Origin of the sequence: Allomuricauda sp. CP2A (genome assembly GCF_001683915.1) — a bacterium.
Lineage (GTDB): Bacteria > Bacteroidota > Bacteroidia > Flavobacteriales > Flavobacteriaceae > Flagellimonas.
In genome coordinates this window covers 43,212-64,744 of record NZ_LXTT01000045.1, presented here as the reverse complement: position 1 = coordinate 64,744, position 21,533 = coordinate 43,212, and the positions used below count along the sequence as shown (strand labels likewise).

At 43.2% G+C, this 21,533-nt stretch carries 24 protein-coding genes; 15 read left to right on the top strand and 9 right to left on the bottom strand.

Annotated elements, in window-relative coordinates; translation table 11 throughout:
• Positions 1-3: 3 nt before the first annotated feature.
• The 4 genes from metG (at position 4) to A7D14_RS06115 (ending at position 6,192) form a co-directional block, all read left to right on the top strand.
• Positions 4-2,151: a methionine--tRNA ligase gene (gene metG / locus A7D14_RS06130; RefSeq protein ID WP_067031483.1), complete on the top strand. Its 2,148-nt coding sequence runs from the start codon at positions 4-6 to the stop codon at positions 2,149-2,151.
• Positions 2,152-2,283: 132 nt separating this feature from the next.
• Positions 2,284-4,416, top strand: coding sequence for a Tex family protein (locus A7D14_RS06125; protein ID WP_067031480.1), 2,133 nt, complete (start codon positions 2,284-2,286; stop codon positions 4,414-4,416).
• Between the two features lies 1 nt (position 4,417).
• Positions 4,418-5,320 (top strand): histone deacetylase, encoded by a 903-nt coding sequence (locus A7D14_RS06120; protein WP_067031477.1) that lies wholly within the window; start codon positions 4,418-4,420, stop codon positions 5,318-5,320.
• 29 nt (positions 5,321-5,349) lie between these two features.
• Complete coding sequence (locus tag A7D14_RS06115) at positions 5,350-6,192, top strand: phosphatase PAP2 family protein (protein ID WP_067031474.1); 843 nt, start codon at positions 5,350-5,352, stop codon at positions 6,190-6,192.
• Between the two features lie 282 nt (positions 6,193-6,474).
• On the opposite strand, the gene A7D14_RS06110 is transcribed toward A7D14_RS06115, so the two are convergent.
• The 3 genes from A7D14_RS06110 to A7D14_RS06100 form a co-directional block, all read right to left on the bottom strand.
• Entirely contained in the window at positions 6,475-6,891 is a 417-nt protein-coding gene (locus A7D14_RS06110) for a hypothetical protein (protein ID WP_067031471.1), read from the bottom strand.
• 108 nt (positions 6,892-6,999) lie between these two features.
• On the bottom strand, positions 7,000-7,419 hold the full coding sequence (locus A7D14_RS06105; RefSeq protein ID WP_067031468.1) for a hypothetical protein: 420 nt from the start codon (positions 7,417-7,419) through the stop codon (positions 7,000-7,002).
• A 131-nt stretch (positions 7,420-7,550) separates the two neighbouring features.
• Positions 7,551-7,883, bottom strand: a complete 333-nt coding sequence (locus A7D14_RS06100) for a single-stranded DNA-binding protein (RefSeq protein WP_067031465.1) — start codon at positions 7,881-7,883, stop codon at positions 7,551-7,553.
• Between the two features lie 327 nt (positions 7,884-8,210).
• Between A7D14_RS06100 and A7D14_RS06095 the strand changes: the two genes are divergently transcribed.
• The 3 genes from A7D14_RS06095 to A7D14_RS06085 all read left to right on the top strand — a co-directional run bounded on the left by A7D14_RS06095 (position 8,211) and on the right by A7D14_RS06085 (position 9,934).
• Complete coding sequence (locus tag A7D14_RS06095; protein ID WP_067031462.1) at positions 8,211-8,705, top strand: Dps family protein; 495 nt, start codon at positions 8,211-8,213, stop codon at positions 8,703-8,705.
• A 47-nt stretch (positions 8,706-8,752) separates the two neighbouring features.
• A complete protein-coding gene (locus A7D14_RS06090) occupies positions 8,753-9,217 on the top strand; it encodes a hypothetical protein (RefSeq protein WP_141673243.1) in 465 nt (154 codons plus the stop codon).
• Positions 9,218-9,331: 114 nt separating this feature from the next.
• A complete protein-coding gene (locus A7D14_RS06085) occupies positions 9,332-9,934 on the top strand; it encodes a GNAT family N-acetyltransferase (RefSeq protein ID WP_067031624.1) in 603 nt (200 codons plus the stop codon).
• Between the two features lie 15 nt (positions 9,935-9,949).
• On the opposite strand, the gene A7D14_RS06080 is transcribed toward A7D14_RS06085, so the two are convergent.
• A complete protein-coding gene (locus A7D14_RS06080) occupies positions 9,950-11,086 on the bottom strand; it encodes a glycerate kinase (protein ID WP_067031456.1) in 1,137 nt (378 codons plus the stop codon).
• Positions 11,087-11,367: 281 nt separating this feature from the next.
• Between A7D14_RS06080 and A7D14_RS06075 the strand changes: the two genes are divergently transcribed.
• The gene (locus A7D14_RS06075) at positions 11,368-12,069 is read left to right on the top strand and encodes an SIMPL domain-containing protein (protein ID WP_067031453.1); all 702 of its coding nucleotides are present in this window, start codon (positions 11,368-11,370) and stop codon (positions 12,067-12,069) included.
• A gap of 37 nt (positions 12,070-12,106) precedes the next feature.
• A complete protein-coding gene (locus A7D14_RS06070; RefSeq protein WP_067031450.1) occupies positions 12,107-12,595 on the top strand; it encodes a DUF6265 family protein in 489 nt (162 codons plus the stop codon).
• Between the two features lie 6 nt (positions 12,596-12,601).
• Here A7D14_RS06070 and A7D14_RS06065 read toward each other — a convergent pair whose 3' ends face one another.
• The gene (locus A7D14_RS06065) at positions 12,602-13,183 is read right to left on the bottom strand and encodes a TetR/AcrR family transcriptional regulator (protein WP_067031447.1); all 582 of its coding nucleotides are present in this window, start codon (positions 13,181-13,183) and stop codon (positions 12,602-12,604) included.
• Positions 13,184-13,222: 39 nt separating this feature from the next.
• On the bottom strand, positions 13,223-13,972 hold the full coding sequence (locus A7D14_RS06060) for an SDR family NAD(P)-dependent oxidoreductase (RefSeq protein WP_067031621.1): 750 nt from the start codon (positions 13,970-13,972) through the stop codon (positions 13,223-13,225).
• A 161-nt stretch (positions 13,973-14,133) separates the two neighbouring features.
• On the opposite strand from A7D14_RS06060, the gene A7D14_RS06055 reads away from it, so the two are divergent.
• Positions 14,134-14,706, top strand: a complete 573-nt coding sequence (locus A7D14_RS06055; RefSeq protein WP_067031444.1) for a pentapeptide repeat-containing protein — start codon at positions 14,134-14,136, stop codon at positions 14,704-14,706.
• 9 nt (positions 14,707-14,715) lie between these two features.
• Positions 14,716-15,069, top strand: coding sequence for a hypothetical protein (locus A7D14_RS06050; protein ID WP_067031440.1), 354 nt, complete (start codon positions 14,716-14,718; stop codon positions 15,067-15,069).
• A gap of 12 nt (positions 15,070-15,081) precedes the next feature.
• Here A7D14_RS06050 and A7D14_RS06045 read toward each other — a convergent pair whose 3' ends face one another.
• On the bottom strand, positions 15,082-15,552 hold the full coding sequence (locus A7D14_RS06045; RefSeq protein ID WP_067031437.1) for a CBS domain-containing protein: 471 nt from the start codon (positions 15,550-15,552) through the stop codon (positions 15,082-15,084).
• 122 nt (positions 15,553-15,674) lie between these two features.
• On the opposite strand from A7D14_RS06045, the gene A7D14_RS06040 reads away from it, so the two are divergent.
• The 3 genes from A7D14_RS06040 (at position 15,675) to A7D14_RS06030 (ending at position 19,533) form a co-directional block, all read left to right on the top strand.
• A complete protein-coding gene (locus tag A7D14_RS06040) occupies positions 15,675-17,954 on the top strand; it encodes a M28 family peptidase (protein WP_067031434.1) in 2,280 nt (759 codons plus the stop codon).
• On the top strand, positions 17,947-18,756 hold the full coding sequence (locus tag A7D14_RS06035) for an SDR family oxidoreductase (RefSeq protein WP_067031430.1): 810 nt from the start codon (positions 17,947-17,949) through the stop codon (positions 18,754-18,756). The genes A7D14_RS06040 and A7D14_RS06035 overlap by 8 nt, the downstream gene beginning before the upstream one ends.
• 69 nt (positions 18,757-18,825) lie before the next feature.
• Positions 18,826-19,533, top strand: coding sequence for a hypothetical protein (locus tag A7D14_RS06030; protein WP_067031426.1), 708 nt, complete (start codon positions 18,826-18,828; stop codon positions 19,531-19,533).
• Here A7D14_RS06030 and A7D14_RS06025 read toward each other — a convergent pair whose 3' ends face one another.
• A complete protein-coding gene (locus A7D14_RS06025; RefSeq protein ID WP_067031423.1) occupies positions 19,534-20,034 on the bottom strand; it encodes a nuclear transport factor 2 family protein in 501 nt (166 codons plus the stop codon).
• Complete coding sequence (locus A7D14_RS06020) at positions 20,024-20,407, bottom strand: hypothetical protein (RefSeq protein ID WP_141673241.1); 384 nt, start codon at positions 20,405-20,407, stop codon at positions 20,024-20,026. Before A7D14_RS06020 ends, A7D14_RS06025 begins: the two co-directional genes overlap by 11 nt.
• Before the next feature lie 178 nt (positions 20,408-20,585).
• Here A7D14_RS06020 and A7D14_RS06015 point away from each other — a divergent pair, with 178 nt between their 5' ends.
• Entirely contained in the window at positions 20,586-21,533 is a 948-nt protein-coding gene (locus tag A7D14_RS06015; RefSeq protein WP_067031417.1) for an NAD-dependent epimerase/dehydratase family protein, read from the top strand.

Sequence of the window (21,533 nt, the reverse complement as noted above, 5' to 3'; positions counted from 1 at the left end):
TACATGTCTCAGACAACAACCCCTTCAAGATATACCATAACTTCGGCCCTGCCCTATACCAATGGCCCCATTCATATTGGCCATTTGGCTGGCGTTTATGTTCCTGCGGACATCTATTCCCGATATCTTCGCCTAAAAGGGCACGATGTGGCTTTTGTCTGCGGAAGTGATGAGCATGGTGTTGCCATTTCCATGAAGGCCAAAAAAGAAGGAGTCACTCCCAAGGAAATTATTGACAAATACCACAACATCATAAAAAAGTCGTTTGTAGACTTTGGAATCTCTTTTGACAATTATTCCAGAACTTCTGCCGAGGTACACCACAAAACGGCTTCGGATTTTTTCAAAAAACTCTACGAACAAGGCGATTTTATTGAGGAAGAAACCGAACAACTCTATGATGAAGAGGCGCAGCAATTCTTGGCCGATAGATTTGTGGTGGGCACCTGTCCCAGGTGCGGTCATGAAGAAGCCTATGGTGACCAATGTGAAAATTGTGGGTCTTCCTTGAACGCCACGGACCTTATCAACCCAAAATCCACCATAACAGGTGGCGTTCCCGTGCTAAAAAAGACCAAACACTGGTTTTTGCCCTTGGACCGTTACGAAGGTTTTTTACGGAAATGGATTCTCGAAGGCCATAAAGCCGATTGGAAACCCAATGTATATGGTCAGTGCAAATCTTGGATAGATGAGGGGCTAAAACCCCGTGCCGTCACCCGCGATTTGGATTGGGGCATTCCCGTGCCCGTGGAAGGGGGCGAAGGAAAAGTGCTTTATGTGTGGTTCGATGCCCCCATTGGTTATATTTCATCCACCAAGGAATGGGCTGAACGTGAAGGAAAGGATTGGAAGCCCTATTGGATGGACAAGGATACCAAATTGGTCCATTTTATCGGCAAGGACAATATCGTCTTCCACTGTATCATCTTCCCAAGCATGTTAAAAGCACATGGTGATTTTATTCTTCCCGAAAATGTCCCGGCCAACGAATTCTTGAATCTGGAAGGCAACAAGCTCTCCACTTCCAAAAATTGGGCGGTTTGGTTGCATGAATATTTGGAAGAATTCCCGGATATGCAAGATGTGCTTCGCTATGCATTAACAGCAAATGCCCCGGAAACCAAGGACAACGATTTTACCTGGAAGGATTTTCAATCCAGGAACAACAACGAACTTGTGGCCATTTTTGGCAACTTTGTGAACCGTGTGACCGTATTGACCCACAAATATTATAATGGCATCGTTCCCACACCCAATGCGTTTGAATCTGTGGACAAAGAAACACTGGAAGCCTTAAAAGGGTATCCCCAAATCCTTTCCAATTCGTTGGAACGCTACCGATTCCGTGAAGGCAGTCAGGAATTGATGAACTTGGCCCGACTGGGCAATAAGTACCTGGCTGATGCCGAACCGTGGAAACTCATTAAAACAGACGAGGAACGGGTAAAGACCATTATGTATGTGGCGCTTCAAATTGCAACTGGGTTGGCAGTATTGAGTGAGCCATTTTTGCCATTTACATCAAATAAGTTGAAAAAGATTCTTCGCATTGCTCAGAATGACAAAGACGGAGTCATTTCGAACGCCCACCTGCCGGACGGGCAGGAAGGTGAGAAATCTATCGTTTGGGACGATGTTAGTTCAAAAGAAACATTACTTCCTGGAGGCCATCAAATCAACAAAAGCGAACTGCTGTTCCGAAAAATTGAGGATGCCGAGATTCAACAGCAATTGGACAAACTGGAAGCCACCAAAAAAACGAATGCTTCGGCTACAAACACTACAGATTCCATGGAAAAAGAGCTAATTCCCCAAAAAGAAACCATCACCTACGAGGATTTTGCCAAATTGGATATGCGCGTAGGCACCATCATCGAAGCTGAGAAAATGCCAAAGGCCGATAAGCTTTTGGTTTTGAAAGTGGATACCGGACTGGATACGAGAACCATTGTTTCCGGGATAGCCAAAAGTTTCAAACCCGAAGATATTGTGGGCAAAAAAGTGACCGTTTTGGTCAATTTGGCACCCAGAAAACTCCGTGGCGTGGAAAGTGAGGGCATGATTTTGATGACCGAAAACAAGGATGGGAAAATCGTTTTCCTGAATCCGGATGAGGATGGTGTTGGGAATGGGGAAGGTATAAGTTAATTCATATCCAAAGAAACTGTCCAGTCGAGCCTGCCTTTGTCGGCAGACAGGCACAGTCGAGACCCACTTAAAAAAATTTGGATTGTAAGACTTCTCGACTGCGCGCGAAGTGACAACTACTAAACAAACATCATGCAACTTGTCCCCTACATTGTAAACCATACCCAACTTTCCGAAAAAAGTGTCGAGAACACCGTGGCCCTGCTGAACGAAGATTGTACCGTTCCCTTTATTTCCCGGTATAGAAAGGAACGCACGGGTAATCTGGACGAGGTTCAAATTGGTGCCATCGTGGAATACAAAACCCAGTTTGAGGCACTGGAAAAGAGAAAGGCGGCCATCATCAAAGCGGTTAAGGAGCAGGATGCCCTTACCCCAGAACTGGAGGCGAAATTTTTGAACTGTGCCGACCTTACCAGTCTGGAAGATCTGTATCTCCCCTTCAAGAAAAGCAAAAAAACCAAAGCTGAAACTGCGCGTAAAAACGGTTTGGAACCCTTGGCCAAGATCATTATGGCGCAAAACAGTGATGAAATCGAGTTCATTGCCTCCAAATACTTGAGCAAGAATGTCATCAATGAAGATGATGCACTGGAAGGGGCCCGTCATATTATTGCCGAATGGATCAATGAACGTACCGATATCCGAAATCAGCTGCGCGGTCAGTTGGAGCGCCATGCCCTTATCACCACGAAAGTCATCAAGACCAAAAAAGAGGATGAGAAAGCCCAAAAGTTCCGGGATTATTTTGATTGGAGCGAACCGTTGAACCGTTGTCCTTCCCATCGGTTTTTGGCCATTATGCGAGCCGAAAAGGAAGGTTTCATCCGAGTGAAAATTGAAATAGATGATGAAAGAGCTCTGGATGCTATTGAAAGGCGTGTCATCAAATCCAACAATGCCTGTGCGGAGCACATTGAAATGGCCATTGCGGATGCCTACAAACGACTCTTGTTCCCCTCGCTCTCCAACGAACTTGTGAAGACCGCCAAGGAAAAAGCGGATACTTCTGCCATTCAGGTTTTTTCCAAGAACCTGAAGCAATTGCTCCTGGGTGCGCCGTTGGGCGAAAAACGAATTTTGGCCATTGACCCAGGTTTTCGAACGGGTTGCAAAGTGGTCTGTTTGGATGAGCAGGGTGATTTAAAACACAACGAAACCATTTATCCCCATCCGCCACAGCGGGACAGTTCTGGAGCCATCAAAAAAATTAGTTCCTTGGTGGACGCCTATAAAATTGAGGCCATTGCCATTGGCAACGGGACGGCATCACGCGAGACGGAACAATTGGTAAAGCGCATCCCTTTTAAAAAAGAAATTGAGGTATTTGTGGTGAGTGAGGCTGGCGCCTCCATTTATTCGGCCTCTAAAATAGCCCGTGATGAATTTCCCAATTATGATGTTACGGTGCGGGGTGCCGTTTCCATTGGCCGCCGATTGGCCGACCCCTTGGCCGAACTGGTAAAAATAGATGCCAAGTCCATTGGTGTGGGGCAGTATCAGCATGATGTAGACCAAACCCAATTAAAAACATCCTTGGACACCGTAGTAGAAAGCTGTGTAAACTCCGTTGGGGTCAACATAAACACGGCCAGTGTTCCACTTTTGAGTTATGTGTCCGGCATTGGACCCAAACTGGCCGAAAACATTGTGGCCCACCGAAATGAAAATGGCAAGTTCAAAAACAGGGACCAAATAAAGAAAGTACCCCGTTTGGGAGGAAAGGCCTTTGAGCAAAGTGCCGGATTTTTACGCATCAAAAATGGTGATAATCCTTTGGATGATTCCGCCGTACACCCAGAAAGCTATGGTTTGGTGGCAAAAATGGCCAAAGATCAAGGCGTCTCACTCAATGACATCGTGGGGAACAAATCGGCCCTGCAAGGCATCGACCTAAAATCCTATTGCACGGACACCATTGGCATGCCCACTCTGGAAGATATTTTGAAGGAACTGGAAAAACCGGGCTTGGACCTTCGCGAAAAAGCCAAGGTGTTTACTTTTAATCAAAACATCAAGGAAATTACAGATTTGAGGCAGGGTCAATTGTTACCGGGTATTGTCAACAACATTACCAATTTTGGCTGTTTCGTGGATATCGGAATCAAGGAAAGTGGCCTTATCCACATTTCCAACCTATCGGATACTTTTGTGAAGGATGTCAACGAGCATGTAAGCTTGCACCAACAAGTAGTTGTCAAAGTTTTGGATGTTGATGTGCCAAGAAAACGGATTCAGTTGGCATTGCACAAACAAGGCACTTAAAATGCTGAAAATAGCCTACCATCCCATTTACAAGCACCATTTGCCCAATGGACATCGCTTTCCCATGATGAAATATGATCTGTTGCCCCAGCAGTTGATCCATGAGGGCACTTGTACCGAAGCAAATTTTTTTGAGCCCAATTTTCCTGACGATTCCCATATTTTGGAAGTCCATGATGCGACCTACTATCAGGATCTGGTCAACCTTGAACTTGCCCCGAGTGCTGCCCGAAAGATTGGGTTCCCCTTGAGCAAAGAGCTGGTACAACGGGAACAAATTATAGCTGATGGGACCATCAAAGGATGTGAATTTGCGCTCGAAAATGGCATTGCCATGAACATTGCGGGAGGCACGCACCACGCCTATTCCAATAGAGGCGAGGCATTTTGCATGCTGAACGACCAAGCCATTGGCGCCCGTTATCTGCAAGGTAAAGGACTGGCCAACAACATTTTGATTGTTGATTTGGATGTGCACCAGGGCAATGGTACGGCAGAAATATTTAAGACCGACCATTCTGTTTTTACGTTTTCCATGCATGGCAAGGGCAATTATCCCTTTAAAAAAGAAACTTCTGACTTGGACATCCCTCTGGAGAAGGGAACCACGAACCAAGAATACCTTTCCATCCTTAAAAGGACACTTCCTGAATTGTTGGAACAAGTACAACCTGACTTTGTTTTCTATCTCTGTGGAGTGGATATTTTGGAATCAGACAAGTTGGGCACGCTGGCCATGACTTTGGAAGGCTGCAAAGAACGTGACCGTTATGTATTGCAAACTTGTTATGATGCACAAATTCCGGTGCAGTGCAGCATGGGTGGTGGATATTCCCCTGACATCAAGATTATTGTGGAGGCCCATGCCAATACATTTCGATTGGCTCAGGATATTTTTGCATAATTTTGCCGACTATATAGTTTTCAACCTCAATGAAATTAGTAAAATACGCAATTGCCCTGCTGGTGGTAATGCCACTTACCGCACAGGAACTTCAATCTGAAAAAGAGACAACGCTTTGGAACGATTTCACCTATGATGTCGGCAACATTTTTGGTGGGGTGGGATATTCCTATTCACGGCCCTATCACTGGAAAGGAAATGACTGGGCCAACTTTGGCTATTTGGCCGGTGGCACATTGCTTCTTTTTACGGTGGATGACGAACTCAATGATTGGAAAAACGGTTTTCGGGAAGATGTGCCCGATTTTGTGATGGATTACGGCCACGAATACGGAAGCCCCGAAAACAATTATATGTTGACCGGAGGGGTCTATCTCGCTGGACTTTTTACCAAAAATGAAAAATTACGTCGAACCGGGGTACTTCTTATCTCTTCTGCCACGGCTGGAGGGTTTTTACAGCAGGTCAGTAAGCGTATTATTGGGCGTGCCAGACCCAAAAGTGGGGAAAATTCAGATGTTTATGATCCTTTTCACCTCAACAGGGTATACAACTATGATTCTTTTCCCTCTGGCCATGCCATGTTGGCCTTTAGCAATGCCTATGCCATTGCCAAACAATTTAAAAGTCCCTGGGTGAAAATAGGACTCTATACAGTGGGATCCATACCGGGATTGGTTAGGGTCATGGATGATTTTCACTGGGTCTCTGACGTGGCCTTCAGTACGGTGTTGAGTATTTTTATTGTGGAATCCATCGACAAATACTTGGATTCAAAATACAATGAAAAATATAATGATGGCAAACCTAAAAATGTGAGCTGGAACCTCTCTTTTGGGCCCAATACTATAGGGATGTCACTTCACTTTTGATTACATCAGGACACATTAGTGTTAATTTCTTATTTAGATTTAATTAAAATAGTTAGATTTGCCCATCTTTATTCATGATGGGAAAAAAGAAGAAAGAAAAAAAGAAGCTCAAGAAAGCATTGTTGAGAGAATTGCCGTCCCAAGGCAATGTAAAATCAAAATGCTGTGAGAAATACAAGAAAAAGGAGAGCAAACGGTGTAAAAAATGCCCTTGCTTTGACCTTATGAAGAAAGTTGCCTAGAAACATCCACTCATCGCAGTGGATTTTGTTTTTTGTGAAGTTATTCATTCCCGCAATTGAAGGAATTCGCCACGATCTCGTTGGTTGTATAGTCTTCCTGTGGTGAAGATAAATACTCTTCTGCCCTTTTCAGGTTTTGTTTAGAGTGATTGCAAACATTGGAGCAACTTTGAAAATGCTCATGATAGGCTTCCTTTTTTGCTTTCATGTATGATCTGTAGGCAGCTTCATCGCTTTTCATTAAATCCTGCTCATAGCGCTTTTGATCTTCCCAAAAGTCCAATTCATCTTTTTCATTGCTTAGAACCAAAGACTGCTCATAATCGGCATCTTTCAAGGCGAGTTGCTCAAAAAAAGTGGCCTTTTCTAAATTGGGATTTTCATCAGGGTCTTGGGTCCATACGAAATTGGAGCAACCAAAAAAAAGTAGTAGTGTAACAAAACCTAACCGTTTCATATTCTAAGTTTTACAATTTAACTTACTTACGAAAGATGAGGTTTTCAGTAGTAGAACAACCAGGACGGGAAATACCCTAATTGAAAAGTTGAAGAATTTGAAATTTTCCTATTTATATTGCCCTGAACCTTCTTTTCTGGTGGTATTGGTAAGTGACCATCCCTGCATCGGGTCTTGGGTAGTCTTTAGTAGAAAAAAAGCAACCTCTCTGCGATAAAAATCGCCATGTGTACATTCTTTCTGGCATTGTTGAATATGATCAATATAGGACGGCCCTTTGTTGCTGATATAAACCTGATTGGCCTCGGGGTTTTCTTGCAAGAGCAATTTTTCAAAGTTCTTCTGATCTTTCCAATAGTCCCGCTCATCATGCTCATTGGCAAACTGAACCGTTTGTTCGTAGGCGGCATCACGATGTGCCAACTTTTCATAAAATTGGAGGTTAGCGGCAGTGGACTCACTTTCCTGGGCCAAAGAGACAGGACCGGAACACAGGATAAAAACTAATAATAGGGCTTTGGTTTTCATAACAATCTTACTTCATTTGACGTACAACCACCCCAAGTGTTACGCAGTTCTATATTAAGTTATGTTGAAAACACGAAAAAGAAAAAGAAAGGGGACAAATTGCCCCCTTTTCCGATGATTTGCAAAGCAATCTATTTGCCCAACATCAACATTTCGTTGCACTTAACCTCTGTGATGTAGCGTTTTTCCGCTTCTTTGGTCTCATAGGAACGGGACATCAATTTGCCTTCTATCATCACCTCTTTTCCTTTGGTAAGATAGTTCTCCGCGATTTCGGCCAGTTTGCCCCATGCCACTATATTGTGCCATTGGGTATCGGTCACCTTTTCGCCTTCTGAATTTTTGTAGGTTTCATTGGTTGCGATGGAAAATTTGGCCAGTTTGTTGCCATTTTCTATGGTGATGATTTCTGGGTCATTGCCCAAGTTTCCAATCAACTGTACTTTGTTTTTAAGTGAATTCATGGTTTAAGATTTAAGAATTAAACATTTAGCACATCGAATCGATTCATTCGACAGGGCAAACATAGAATCACCAAAAAGCATGAATCGGTTTTAAAATATTTGTTTTCGTTTGTAAACGGATGTAAATAATTGGAAATAAGTATAGGTGCCCTATAGTTGGCAAAAACAAACAGCATCAAACTAACCTACTTCCTATTTGAGGGGCAAAACCACTAAAAACACCTCTTTTCTGGTCAAAATCGTTTTGAATCAATATTTCCATCAAACGAATCAATACCTCCTGTTACTGATGGGTATATTGAGTATGAACAAAAAAACAATACAAAGATGGAAGCTGTAAAGGCAAAAAATAAAACTTTTAAAAAAATTGGATTTACCTATTTGGAAACTGCAGAAATTGTGGTGGCCCTGAACACCGTATTGGCCAATTATCAAGTTTTCTACAACAAGCTCAGAAACTTCCACTGGAACATAGAAGGACCTGAATTTTTTGAGCTTCACGAAGAATTTGAAAATGAATACAATACCGTGAAGGAAAATATTGATATCGTGGCAGAACGCATCCGCGTATTTGGGGTAAAGAGCAATTTCTCACTGAAGAGAACCTTGGAACTTTCCAAAATCAAAGAGATGGAAAAAAATATTTCTGCCCTTGAAATGGTGCGGGAAGTACTCAGGGATTTTGAAATTATCCATGATGGCTTGTTGGACGGAGTAAACGCCTCCTTGGAAACCGGTGATGTGGCCACTGAAAGAATGTTGACCGATTTCATTACCGAACTCGAAAAAAGACACTGGATGTTCACCTCCTACCTAAAATAGGACACCATCCCAACAGAAAAATTTTTATGAACCTTAAAAAACATACCATGAAAACTATATTGACACTATTTTCATTCTTCACCCTCACCGCCTTTGTAGGATATGGGCAAGACGGGGTCATGAATGCAACCAAAGAGCATAAAACCTTTACCATCTCCGAAAATGGAAAAGAAAAACAATTCAGCGTAAAGGTGATGGAGCACAGGGATTATGCCGTAAAACTGAATAAAAATGACAAAGGAATGGTCAACCAAGACCGAAAGCCGGTTCCGGCCTTCGTCACCAAATTAATTGCTGTTGACCATGATGCCGATACAGACTTTGATAGTTATACGGTGCTAAAATATAAAGGTTCAGAAAAAAATACTTTTGAGCTTGCACCTACCAGCAAAGGCTTTGAAATTAAAGTAGATGACCGAAAAATGCAGTACAATGTCTTGGACGACATGTACTATATCAAAGACAAGAACAAGGACTTCTTTATGATTGAAGAGTTTACTGAAGCACCATAAAAATAGGTCAATCAAAGTTCGTTTTTTGATTGATTGATGGGTCGGGAGAAATCCCGGCTTTTTTTATGCCCCAAAAATCATTTACAGCTATATTTGAATCCAAAATCCCATCCTATGAAACCCTGGTTGCAACCCATTGCGCTTGAAGGAGAACTGGTTCGGTTGGAACCCATGCAGAAATCGCACAAAGTCGATTTGGTCTTTGCCGCTTCCGATGGCAAACTTTGGGAGCTCTGGTACACCACCGTTCCCTCTCCGCCAAACATGGATTCCTATATGGATGCAGCCCTTTCAGAACAAGAAGCGGGATTTTCGTTGCCCTTCACCGTGATTGACAAAAAAACCGACAAAATCATAGGCTGCACACGCTATTTAAACGCCGATTCCAAGAACAGAAGGGTGGAAATTGGTTCAACTTGGTATGCACAGCGTGCGCAGCGCACCGGGATCAATACCGAATGCAAATATCTTTTGCTGAAACATGCCTTTGAAACATTGAACTGCATTGGGGTCGAGTTTCGAACGCATTTCCATAACCATCCCTCCCGAAATGCCATTTTGCGATTGGGGGCCAAACAAGAGGGCATCATCAGAAATCATAGAATAGATGAGCATGGTAATCTTAGGGACACGGTGCTATTTTCCATTTTGGACAGCGAGTGGAAGACCGTCAAGACTTCGTTGGAATTTAAAATGAAACGGAGACAATCAAAATAATGCTGGCCTGATGGTTCAAGCTTTGCTTTTTTTCAGCAAATGGGCAAAATTATAACTGGCCAGTTCCAAATTCTGAAAACTCTTGGCCTTGGCATCGTCCAAATTCCCCACTTGGTTTAAAATGGAGACGGCATAATCCAATCCCATTTGCTGCATTTCCTCAATGGAAATAGCTGTGGAGCCACAAAAAGCGGCTATCGGTACGCCTTTTTTTTGTGCCACTTGAATTACACCCGCAATCGTTTTACCGGATAGCGTCTGCCCGTCCAATTGCCCCTCACCGGTAATGATCCAATCCGTATCGTCCAGGGCCTCATCAAAATTGGCCAGTTGCATCACCAAATCCACGCCAGAGACCAACTTGGCATCCAGGAACACCACTGCTCCGGCACCCATGCCCCCAGCAGCACCTGCTCCTGGAATTTCTTGCACGTCAATACCAAAAGTGGAATGGATAACCGTGGCAAAATGTTCCAACCCTTTATCCAGCAGTTCCACTTCTTCTGGCGATGCCCCTTTTTGGGGTCCATACACATGCGCTGCGCCATTTTTGCCATAAAGCGGATTATTGACATCACAGGCCACCTGAATGCTTACGTCTCGCAATTTTTCATGAGCCTTTTCACTTCGGATTTCCATTACATGGCCCAAATTCTTGCCCACAGGCTCCAAAACCGTTCCATTTTCATCCAAAAATTCATAGCCCAAAGCTGTTGCCATGCCCATACCCCCATCGTTGGTGGCACTACCGCCAATCCCAAGAACAATGTGCTTTGTGCCTTTCTCCAAAGCATCCAAAATCATCTCACCCGTTCCCAATGAGGTGGTGTGCATGCAGTTCATTTCGGTCTTGTCCAGCAATTTGTACCCAGACGCTTCGGACATCTCAATAAAGGCCGTTTTCTTATCATCGGAAAGCAAATAATCCGTCTTTATTTTCCGAAACAGTGGGTCGGTTACCGCTAAAGAAACCGAATGGGCATTGAGGTAATGGGCCACCACCTCAATGGTGCCGTCACCGCCATCGGCCAAAGGCCTTTTTAGTATTTCTGCATCGGGGAAAACCTTTTTAAGGCCACTTTCCACCGCATCGCAGAACTCATGTCCTGTCAACGAACCTTTATATTTATCGGGAGCCAAAACAAATTTCATCCCCACAATTTACTCAAGAATATTGGAGAAACCTTACGTTTTTAAATCGATGGGGGTTTCCTACAAATAAAACGGCACAGGTTTTGCTTCTGAGGGGGAAGTATTTACCTTTAATCAAATTTGAATATCCATAATCAATCATATAGACAATATCTTTGTCAGGTCGAGCGCAGTCGAGACCTCATTTTAAGATATTAGGTTCAAATAACCTCTCGACTGCGCTCGAGGAGACAACATCTTATGATTGATTATGGACAATCAGTAATCAAAAAATAAAAATCATGAAAAAAATATTCATTCCCATAGTCGCCGTTCTATTCTCAACAGTCCTATTTGCCCAAACCAAGACTTTTTTGGATGTTCCCTATCTGGAAACTTCAGCACAAGTGGACACCTTGGTGACCCCGGACAAAATTTACCTCAACATCACCATCCAGGAAAAGGATTCCAAGGGCCGGGTTTCTGTGGAAGAGCAGGAAAACAAAATGGCCCAACGGCTAAAAGCTTTGGGAATTGACTTGGACAAACAACTGGTGATCAAAGACCTGAGCAGCAACTTTGAAAAATATTTTCTCCGAGGAAAGGAAGTGCTCAAAAGCAAGCAGTATTCCCTTTTGGTCCATTCCGGAAAACAGGCTGCCGAGGTAATGGTGGCCTTGGAGCAGTTGGATATTGCCAATGCCTTTTTGGAAAAAACCGAATATTCCAAAATGGATGAACTGGAACTGGAGTTGAAGGCAAGAGCGGTGAAAAAAGCCAAGCAAAAAGCAGATGCCCTTACCCAACCCCTTGGACAAAAGGTAGGGTTGGCCATTCATATTGTGGACAATTCCCAACCGTACTACCCAAGATACAACCAAGCTCCCATGATGGAGATGAAAGCCGTTTCTGCGGATATGGGCCAAGCACAGCCCTTGGACATCGATTTTGAAAAAATCAAGGTGGAGAGTACGGTCAATGTGAAATTTGCTTTGTCCAATTAAGCCATTTCCATTCGTCTTGTACTAAACAACCGATGCCATGAGAACACTACTCATTATTTTGCTGTTTCAGGTCGGAATCATTTCGGCCCAAGAAACCTTGCAACTGTCCGAAGGACAAACCTCACCCAATGCCTCATTGAAAGACGTTTCCTGGATTCCGGGGCATTGGCAGGGAGAAGCATTTGGTGGTCTGGCCGAGGAAATCTGGAGCGAGCCCATGGGCGGTTCCATGATGTTCGTGTTCCGATTGGTTAAGGACGATGAAGTTTCTTTTTATGAAGTAGGGCATATCCAAGAGGTCGACAACTCCATCATCTTGCAATTGAAGCATTTTGACAAGAATTTGAGAGGTTGGGAGGAAAAAGATGAAACTGTGGATTTTAGATTGGTGAAAATCGAGAGGAACAAGGTTTATTTTGAGGGATTTACCATAGAAAAGGTAAGTGAGAATCAAATGAATATTTGGGTCCTGATTGAATCGAAGGATTCAGCCGAAGAAGTGCTTTTTGGCTATAAGCGCATGTAGTTCAAACTAATCAAGAACAGATAACCCTGCCTTAACCAGCTCACGGAGTTTGATCGGGTCGGGGTCTACTTTGGCAATAACCTGAAGACCACTTAAAAGAGTAAAAAACATTGGGCCAATGCTCTCCGCTTCTTTTGAAGCATCTATTTCTCCTGTCTCAACTCCCTTTTTGATCTGATCAATAAAGATGTTTTCCAGGTTTTCCTTGTTCTTCCGTAACACGTTGTGTATGGTTTCATCTCCCGGGATAAGCTCCGTAGTGGTATTGACCACAAAACATCCTTTTCGGGCCGCATCAACCTGGGTTTTTTCTATGGCCTCCTCAAAAAGTCGGCAAAAACCAGCCTTAACCGACTTCTCTTGATCAAAAGTGGAGCGAATTGCATCACCGTTCGTTTTCCGGTAGTGCTCAAAAACCTTGTTGAACAGCTCCTCCTTGCCTCCAAAGGTGTCGTACAAGCTAGCCCTATTGATTCCCAAACAGGACACCAAATTCTGTATTGAAGTGGCATGGAACCCTTTTTCCCAAAAGAGCTCCATGGCCTTATTCAATATTTCCTCTTCATTAAACTGTTTTGTTCTGGGCATTATATTTGGAATAATTGTTCCAAATTTATCCAAAAAAAATTACACTTGGGCCAAGCCCCCATCCACAGGTATCTCAGCTCCAGTGATAAAGCTGCTGTCCGAAGATGCCAAAAACAATGCTGTGGTGGCGATCTCGGAAGAATTTCCAAATCTTCCCAAGGAAATCAAGGATGGAAAAGTGGAAGTCACTTCATCAAAAACCTCCTTTGGCATATTGTGTTTATCGTAAATCGGTGTTTCTATGGGTCCGGGTGCTATGGCATTTACGCGTATTCCCTTAGGGCCAAACTCAGTGGCCAAGGTCCGTACCAAAGATCGCAATGCTGCCTTGCTGGAGGCATAGGCAGACATTCCTGCAAAGCCTTTTACATTGACAACTGAGGTGTTGAAAATAATACTGGCTCCCTCATTCAAATAATTGTACGCAGCTTTGACGGTAAAAAGAGGTCCTTTTACATTGATGTCGTACACCTCATCAAAAATGGCTTCAGTGAGTCCTTCAATGGGCTCCAAACGTAGGATTCCTGCATTCAAGAAAAGAATGTCAATTTTACCAAAGGTTTCAACTGTTTTGGCCACCAAGGCAGTGCTGTCCTCTAAACTTGAGGCTTCTGCCTTCAACAAAAGATAATCCCCTTGAAGCTCGGTTTCAAGGGCATTCAATTTTTCTTGGCTGCGCCCCGTAAGTACCACTTTGGCCCCTTCCTCGAGGTATTTTTTAGCCGTTTCAAGACCCATTCCACTTGTTGCACCGGTAACAACGGCGACTTTTCCTGCTAGTTTTTTCATGTTGTTTTTGATTTGTTTATTTATTTTAGAACGATTGTTCCAATACAAACGTAGGTATTTCGGAACGATTGTTCCAAATAAAATCAATCTTTATCTTTTTATTAACAGGTCAATCGGTGTTTTGTATCTTACCAGATGTTGATTCAACCCATAAATACGCAATGGCAGATTCCTTTTGGTTAGATCAAAAATTCGTAAAACAGGATTACACACAGCATAAATTGCCCAAGGGTGATTATGAGAATTGTCGCTTTGTGGAATGCAAGTTCACTAAAGGGTTTTTGGACAACCAAAATTTTGTGGAATGTACCTTTGAGGGATGTGATCTCACCAACGCCAATATAGCCCACACCATCTTCAATGATGTTTCTTTTGTGGATTGCAAGATGGTGGGGCTACAGTTTGAGACCTGTAATTCCTTGCTATGTGCCTTCCATTTTGTAGGGTGCAATCTTTCCGTTGCCTCATTTCATGGAATGGACCTTCCCCAAACCCGTTTTGAGGATTGTAAATTTCATCAAGTTGATTTCACGCAAGCAAAATTAAAAGGATGTTCCTTTCCGGGATCAGACCTAAAGGATGCCACTTTTGATGACACTGATTTGGAACAAACAGATTTTGGTTCGGCCTACAACTTTACCATTGATCCATCGGCCAATCACCTCAAAAAAAGCAAGTTCAGCAAGGATGGACTCATCGGTTTGTTGAAAAAGTATGATATTGTGGTCACCTAATCTTATGTCATGGCCGAAAGAAAATGCCTGGAATGTGGTGCAAAATTACTGGGACGGGTAGACCAAAAATACTGCTCGGACCATTGCCGAAATGCCTACAACAACCGCCTGAACAAGGACAGTAAAAACTTGGTCCGAAACATCAATAACAAACTTCGGAAGAACTATCGCATATTGGACAGTTTTCCATTAAAGGACGGGAAGACCACGACCACCAAAATGCGGTTGATGGACAAAGGGTTCGATTTTGAATACATCACCAACCTGTACACCACCAAAAAAGGGAGTACGTATTACTTTGTGTATGATCTAGGGTATTTGCCGCTGGACAATGATTTTTATATGATCGTCAAACGGGAATGACAAAAGGATTGCCTATTTCCAGTTGTGGGAACAGAGCTTTAACGCCGCGATCACAATATCCTTTCGGCTGATCTGTCCTACCAGAATATCGTTTTTCATTACAGGCAACCGTCTTCTGTTATGTCTGTCAAACACGCCAGCAGCATCAAAAATGCTCATGTCGTGTGGGATGGTCTCCACGTTTTTGGTCATAAAGCGCTCCACACTTTTGTCCAAAATGGGCTGGTTAAAATATCTGCTTTCTGAAATCTGCTTCATGCAGTCTGCTTCAGATACGATTCCCACCAAAAATCCATTGTTGTCCAACACAGGGCCACCAGAAATATGGTACTTGGCAAAAGCTTCCATAACTTCCAGAATGGACTGTTCAGGTCTGAAGGTGACCAACTTTTTGGTCATGTAGTCCTCCACCAAAATAGGAGCATTGTATTTTTTCTTGGACTCCTCTTTGGATCGTACGCCTTGAAAACTTTTGATAGCCATAGGGTTACTGTTTAGAGTTAAACAATAAATATAAACTTTTTTAGAGAATTGTCTAATTTTTAACGTTAAAATGTACGAACCTTTCATATTTTCATACATTTAAGGACCAACATAACCAAATCATGAAATTTTCAAGAACCCTCGCTCTCCTACTCCTATTTTTTGCCGTTTATTGGAGTTATACATCCTTGATGCCCTCCTATTCCCCGGATGAAGATGTCGCAGAAGAGCATTTTTCCTCCGAGAGGGCCTTGTTCCATGTTAAAAATCTTTCCATTGAGCCCCATGCCGTAGGTTTTTCCGGGCATGCCCGTGTTAGGGCCTATATTATTGCCGAACTCAAAAAAATGGGGTTGGAAACCACAACCCAAGAAGGATATACCGCTGGGGATTGGGGCAACCTTAGCAAAGCGACCAATATTTTGGCCAGAATAAAGGGTTCTGAGGAGGGTAAAGCCCTTTTGGTACTGTCGCATTATGATAGCAACCCCCATTCCTCCTACGGAGCCAGCGACGCCGGAAGTGGTGTGGCCACTATCCTGGAAGGCATTAGGGCTTTTTTGTCCGAAAACAAGACGCCAAAAAACGATATCATCATCCTTATCACCGATGCTGAGGAATTGGGCCTCAACGGCGCAGACCTTTTTGTGAACAACCATCCTTGGGCCAAAGATGTGGGACTGGTCCTCAATTTTGAGGCACGCGGCAGTGGTGGCCCCAGTTATATGCTCATTGAGACCAATCGGGGCAATGGAACATTGATCAAGGAATTCACCAAGGCCAATCCAAAATATCCCGTGGCCAATTCCTTGGCCTATAGCATTTACAAGATGTTGCCCAATGACACGGACCTAACCGTTTTTCGGGAAGATGGCGACATTGAGGGCTTCAATTTTGCTTTTATAGACGATCATTTTGATTACCACACCGCTTTGGACAACTACGAACGATTGGACCGTACTTCATTGGCGCACCAAGGCAGTTATTTAATGCCGCTCTTACATTATTTTTCGGATGCAGATCTTGACAACCTTAAAAGTTTGGATGATTACATATACTTCAATCTTCCGTTCTTTAGGTTGGTCTCCTATCCATTTGACTGGATTTGGCCCATGTTCGGCATTGCCGTTTTAGCGTTTCTTTTGCTTCTTTTTGATGGGTTTCGGAAGAAAAAACTTCAGCTCAAGGATGTTTTCAAAGGTTTTGTTCCGTTGTTGTTGACTCTGGTGGTCAATGGTATAATGGGCTATTTCTGTTGGACCATCATCACGTGGTGGTATCCCGGTTTTAAGGACATGCTGCATGGGTTCACCTATAATGGGCATACCTATATTGCGGTTTATGTGATGATTTCCTTGTCCATTTGTTTTTGGATGTACCATCAGTACCGAAAAACCAGTACCGCAAACCTGTTGGTGGCCCCAATCTTCATTTGGCTCATCATTTGTGGGTTAGTGGCCGCCTATTTACCGGGTGCCAGCTTTTTTGTGATTCCGTTGTTTGGATTGTTGGCCGCCTTTATGGTGACCATCAACCAAGAAGAGCCCAATCCATTTTTGTTGGTGTTTTTGGCAATCCCAGCTGTTTTTCTTTATGCCCCCTTCATAAAAATGTTTCCCGTTGGTTTGGGTTTGAAAATGATGGTGGCCGCCACCCTGTTCACCACCCTGCTTTTCTTTTTGGCATTGCCCTTCTTCAGCCAACTCAAGACCAAGAATACGCTGGCCTACTTGTTTCTGTTTCTGTTTTTTGCATTTGGTATTGCAAGCCATCTCAATTCTGATTTTAATGAAGAACGGCCCAAGCCCAGTAGTCTGCTCTATGTGTACAACGCTGATGAAGACGCAACAATTTGGGCAACGTATGACCATGACCTTATTGGATGGAACAATCAATTCTTGGGGAACGAAAAGAGAAAACCAGGCCCCGAAGAATACAAGACCCTATCCAGTAAATATGCCACCAAACTCACCTATATTGCCGATGCACCAAAAAAAGATATTGCCCTTCCATGGATAGATACGGTGAGGGACACTATTATTGGTGAAAATAGGATTGTTGAGGTCTGTGTGACCCCAAAACGGAATGTCAATCGATTGGATGTATATACCAATTCGGTTTCCTTGAATGCAGCTAAAGTAAACCGTATTAAATTATCAGAAGAGTTCTTGCAAAAAAGGAGAAACAAACTGATAACCCATTACATCACCAATAATGACTACACCGAATTGGAATTGAGCTTCCCAAAAGATTCCGTATTGGAACTTTCATTTTACGAAGCGTCCAATGACCTGCTTTTCCATAAAGATTTTAGCATTCCCCAAAGACCCGAGACCAGCATTCCCATGCCCTTTGTCCTAAATGATGCTATATTGACCATAAAAACGGTACGGTTTGAGTGAAAAAATTGGCGTACTTGGTTGCGGATGGCTAGGGTTTCCGTTGGCAAAGCGACTTGTACAGGAATCCTACGAGGTATTTGGCACAACAACTTCGGAAGATAAGCTGAAACAACTCCAAAAAGAAGGGATACACCCCTTTGAAATACGATTGAAGCCAACCGCCATCCATGGGGACATCCAAGATTTTTTATCCCGAATTGATGTCCTCATCATCAATGTTCCACCCCGATTACGAGGTAGCAGCACCGAAAGCTTTATTGATAAAATGGTGTTGTTGCACAATGAAATCAAAAAAAGTGGCGTGAACAAGGTGATTTTTGTAAGCAGCACATCGGTGTATGGTGATTTGGAAGGTGAAATTACCGAACAGACCCCTCCTAAACCCGTGACCGAATCTGGGAAACAGTTGGTGGAGAGCGAACAACTCTTTTGGAGTGACCCTAATCTCCAAAGTACCATCATTCGGTTTGGCGGACTCATTGGTCCTGATCGGCATCCGGTGACCATGTTGTCCAAGAAACAAAATCTTACCAATGGCAACGATCCTGTCAACCTTATTCATCTTGATGATTGTATCCATATTATCCGAACAATTCTCAAAAACGACTATTGGGGCGAGCTATTCAATGCTGTCAACCCCTTTCACCCCATAAAAAGCGATTATTATCTTGCCGAAGCTACCAAAAGAGGGCTTCCCGCACCCAAATATCAAATTGATTCTTCCCAGAGCAACGCCAAAGTAGTCATCAGTCAGAATTTCCTGGATAAAGGACATTCCTTCACCACTTCCATTATATCCTGATACTTATGGGATTATTAACAGGATGATATGAATAATTTTTTTAGTTTTGGCGCACTAAATTGAAGATGAATGAAAAAGACACTATTCGTATTGCTGATGCTTATCGGCTTTAGTGGAATTTCCCAAACCAAAAATGAGCTTTTGGAACACTATAAAGCGTATTACCAAGAAATGCGCATGCAAGGTGATGTTACGGGCGTAATTGGGGCACTGACCCATTTGAACGTACTTTCGCCTTCCAAAGAACGACAGGACACCTTGGCCTTTGTCTACATGAACAATAGCCAGCACATGCAGGCCCTGAACACCATCGGTATTGAGAAAAACGAAGCCGATTCTGACCTTGCTGTTCAAGTAAAGGCGGTTTCCTTAAAGGCCTTGAACCAACCCAAAAGGGCTTTGGAACATTTTGAAATTTTGTACAAAAGAGAGCCTTCCGCCTATTTGGCCTATGAATTGGCCGATCTAAAAATCCAAACCGGTGACAATACAGGAGCTTTGGCCAACATTGAATACGGAATTACCAATTCCCAAGATGACATGACCTATGCCTTCTACGAAAGACAACAACCTTATGAGGTTGCCTTAAAGGCTGCTTTTTACCACTTAAAGGGACTCGTAACCTACAACATGGACAAAAACAATATAGATGGAGCCATCGCCTCTATTGACGAGGCACTAAAAATAGACCCCAATTTTAATTTGGCCAGCTTGAGCAAACAAGCTTTGGAATCCCGAAAGGAAAAACCTGAGGGAGAAGGCGGTGAGGAAGAATAATCACGGCTTCTTTTTCAGCTCAAGGAGCAATTCGTCATCCTTTTTCTCCTTGATTTGAATCAGCTCGCCCACAATTTCATTGGGCACAGCAATTGATAGCACATAATGGGCAATTTTCCATTGCCCATTTTCTTTTTTGAGCACCCCAGACCCCCTACAGATTTTCATCTGGGTGTCCAGCAACTCATCAAACCAAGCGAAATCCTTGGTTTTATTGATGTAGATGTTCCGCTGTACCGAAGTGAAACTCCACGCTTTTCCAGCATCAAAATAGGGTTTGGCAAATTCCTTGAATTCGTTGTTCTTCCAATTTTCCGTAGCATCCGTTCCAATGAAGACAGCATCACTGGTCATCTTTCCAAAATAGGCCTCAAAGTCGGCATCGGATGCGGCTTGGTGCCAACCATCCAAAACACTGTTGATTTTTTCTTTTTCCGTAGTCTGGGCCATGGTTCCAAGAGCCATGAAAAGTCCCAGAACAAGCAAAACCTTATTTTTCATCCAATATCAATTCTTTATCCAGTTGGCTGTTTACGATCACATTGAATTGCTTTCGCATGGCGTTGTAGGCCTCTAGCATTTCAACGGTGGGTTCCGTGGTCTCTTGATTTTCCAAAATACTGGCCTTTACCTTATACAGATAGGTCCTTAAAACGCGTTGCCTGCTTTTTACCTGAAAGACATCAAACAATTCCGGATAGGTGCCTTCCGCCAATTGTTTTTCCTTTTCAATGAGGTCATCGATGGCTAAGCTGAGGTCCTCATTGTTGGTTGCCTTATAAAGTACATCAATACTTGCGGCAAAAACCACAAACTCTTTCCAGGTCTCCACAATCTTGGTAGCTTCGGGGTTTATGGCAAGCTTGGGAGGCATTTTTTGATACTGGAAATCAAGCGTTGTGCTTTGTGTTTCCTGTGATTCTCCCCCATTTTTTTTACACCCCAATAGGACAGAAAAAATAATCAGTAAGCCTAACAATTTTCGCATAGGCGAATGTACAAATTTTAATAAAGGGTATCTTTGCCCCTAAACGCAATTAACTTCAATTTAAATGCAAAAACCTATTCTCATTATTGGCGCATGTGGCCAAATTGGAACTGAACTCACCATTGAACAACGCAACAAATATGGCTCTGAAAAGGTGGTTGCGAGCGATATCAGGGAAGGCAGTGACGCTTTGATGGCCTCTGGGCCATTTGAGCTATTGGACGCCACCAACTATGCCGCAATTGAGGATGTGGTAATGCATTATGAAATTGATGAGGTGTATTTAATGGCCGCCATGCTCAGTGCCACCGCCGAAAAGTTCCCCATGCGGGCTTGGAACCTGAACATGAACTCCTTGTTCAATGTCTTGAATTTGGCCAAGGAAAGTAAGATCACCAAAATCTTTTGGCCCTCAAGCATAGCCGTTTTTGGTCCGAATACGCCCAAAGAAAATACGGCCCAGAGCACCATTATGGAGCCCAGTACGGTCTATGGTATCAGCAAGCAATCTGGGGAGCGTTGGTGCGAATACTATTTTAAAAAATTTGGGGTGGATGTGCGCAGTGTGCGTTATCCGGGTTTGATCAGTTGGAAGACCATGCCGGGCGGGGGCACCACGGATTATGCGGTTGAGATTTATCACGAAGCTTTAAAAAAAGGCGCCTATCAATCTTTTTTGGACAAGGACACCAAACTGCCCATGATGTATATGGACGATGCCATTAGGGCTACCATCCAATTGATGGAAAGTCCTTCGGAACAACTTACCGTGCGGTCTTCGTACAACCTGGGAAGCATGAGCTTTACCCCTTCTGATGTTGCGGATAGCATCAAAAAACATATTCCTGGCTTTGAAATCAGTTATGCCCCTGATTTTAGACAGAAAATAGCCGATTCTTGGCCCAGTAGTATTGATGATACTTTTGCCAAAAAGGATTGGGGTTGGCATCCTGAGTTTGATTTAGATCAAACCACTTCGGAAATGCTAAGCAATTTAAAAAAAGAGGGGTAG

Coding starts and splice junctions, on each gene's coding strand:
- A7D14_RS06115 (WP_067031474.1), top strand. CDS start 5,350: ATGAAATTAGTAAAATACGCAATTGCCCTGCTGGTGGTAATGCCACTT.
- A7D14_RS06105 (WP_067031468.1), bottom strand. CDS start 7,419: ATGAAAACCAAAGCCCTATTATTAGTTTTTATCCTGTGTTCCGGTCCT.
- A7D14_RS06045 (WP_067031437.1), bottom strand. CDS start 15,552: ATGGCTATCAAAAGTTTTCAAGGCGTACGATCCAAAGAGGAGTCCAAG.
- A7D14_RS06065 (WP_067031447.1), bottom strand. CDS start 13,183: ATGCCCAGAACAAAACAGTTTAATGAAGAGGAAATATTGAATAAGGCC.
- A7D14_RS06090 (WP_141673243.1), top strand. CDS start 8,753: ATGAAAACTATATTGACACTATTTTCATTCTTCACCCTCACCGCCTTT.
- A7D14_RS06050 (WP_067031440.1), top strand. CDS start 14,716: ATGGCCGAAAGAAAATGCCTGGAATGTGGTGCAAAATTACTGGGACGG.
- A7D14_RS06100 (WP_067031465.1), bottom strand. CDS start 7,883: ATGAATTCACTTAAAAACAAAGTACAGTTGATTGGAAACTTGGGCAAT.
- A7D14_RS06030 (WP_067031426.1), top strand. CDS start 18,826: ATGAAAAAGACACTATTCGTATTGCTGATGCTTATCGGCTTTAGTGGA.
- A7D14_RS06120 (WP_067031477.1), top strand. CDS start 4,418: ATGCTGAAAATAGCCTACCATCCCATTTACAAGCACCATTTGCCCAAT.
- A7D14_RS06060 (WP_067031621.1), bottom strand. CDS start 13,972: ATGAAAAAACTAGCAGGAAAAGTCGCCGTTGTTACCGGTGCAACAAGT.
- A7D14_RS06075 (WP_067031453.1), top strand. CDS start 11,368: ATGAAAAAAATATTCATTCCCATAGTCGCCGTTCTATTCTCAACAGTC.
- A7D14_RS06095 (WP_067031462.1), top strand. CDS start 8,211: ATGGAAGCTGTAAAGGCAAAAAATAAAACTTTTAAAAAAATTGGATTT.
- A7D14_RS06110 (WP_067031471.1), bottom strand. CDS start 6,891: ATGAAACGGTTAGGTTTTGTTACACTACTACTTTTTTTTGGTTGCTCC.
- A7D14_RS06070 (WP_067031450.1), top strand. CDS start 12,107: ATGAGAACACTACTCATTATTTTGCTGTTTCAGGTCGGAATCATTTCG.
- A7D14_RS06025 (WP_067031423.1), bottom strand. CDS start 20,034: ATGAAAAATAAGGTTTTGCTTGTTCTGGGACTTTTCATGGCTCTTGGA.
- A7D14_RS06040 (WP_067031434.1), top strand. CDS start 15,675: ATGAAATTTTCAAGAACCCTCGCTCTCCTACTCCTATTTTTTGCCGTT.
- A7D14_RS06020 (WP_141673241.1), bottom strand. CDS start 20,407: ATGCCTCCCAAGCTTGCCATAAACCCCGAAGCTACCAAGATTGTGGAG.
- A7D14_RS06085 (WP_067031624.1), top strand. CDS start 9,332: ATGAAACCCTGGTTGCAACCCATTGCGCTTGAAGGAGAACTGGTTCGG.
- A7D14_RS06055 (WP_067031444.1), top strand. CDS start 14,134: ATGGCAGATTCCTTTTGGTTAGATCAAAAATTCGTAAAACAGGATTAC.
- A7D14_RS06125 (WP_067031480.1), top strand. CDS start 2,284: ATGCAACTTGTCCCCTACATTGTAAACCATACCCAACTTTCCGAAAAA.
- metG (WP_067031483.1), top strand. CDS start 4: ATGTCTCAGACAACAACCCCTTCAAGATATACCATAACTTCGGCCCTG.
- A7D14_RS06015 (WP_067031417.1), top strand. CDS start 20,586: ATGCAAAAACCTATTCTCATTATTGGCGCATGTGGCCAAATTGGAACT.
- A7D14_RS06080 (WP_067031456.1), bottom strand. CDS start 11,086: ATGAAATTTGTTTTGGCTCCCGATAAATATAAAGGTTCGTTGACAGGA.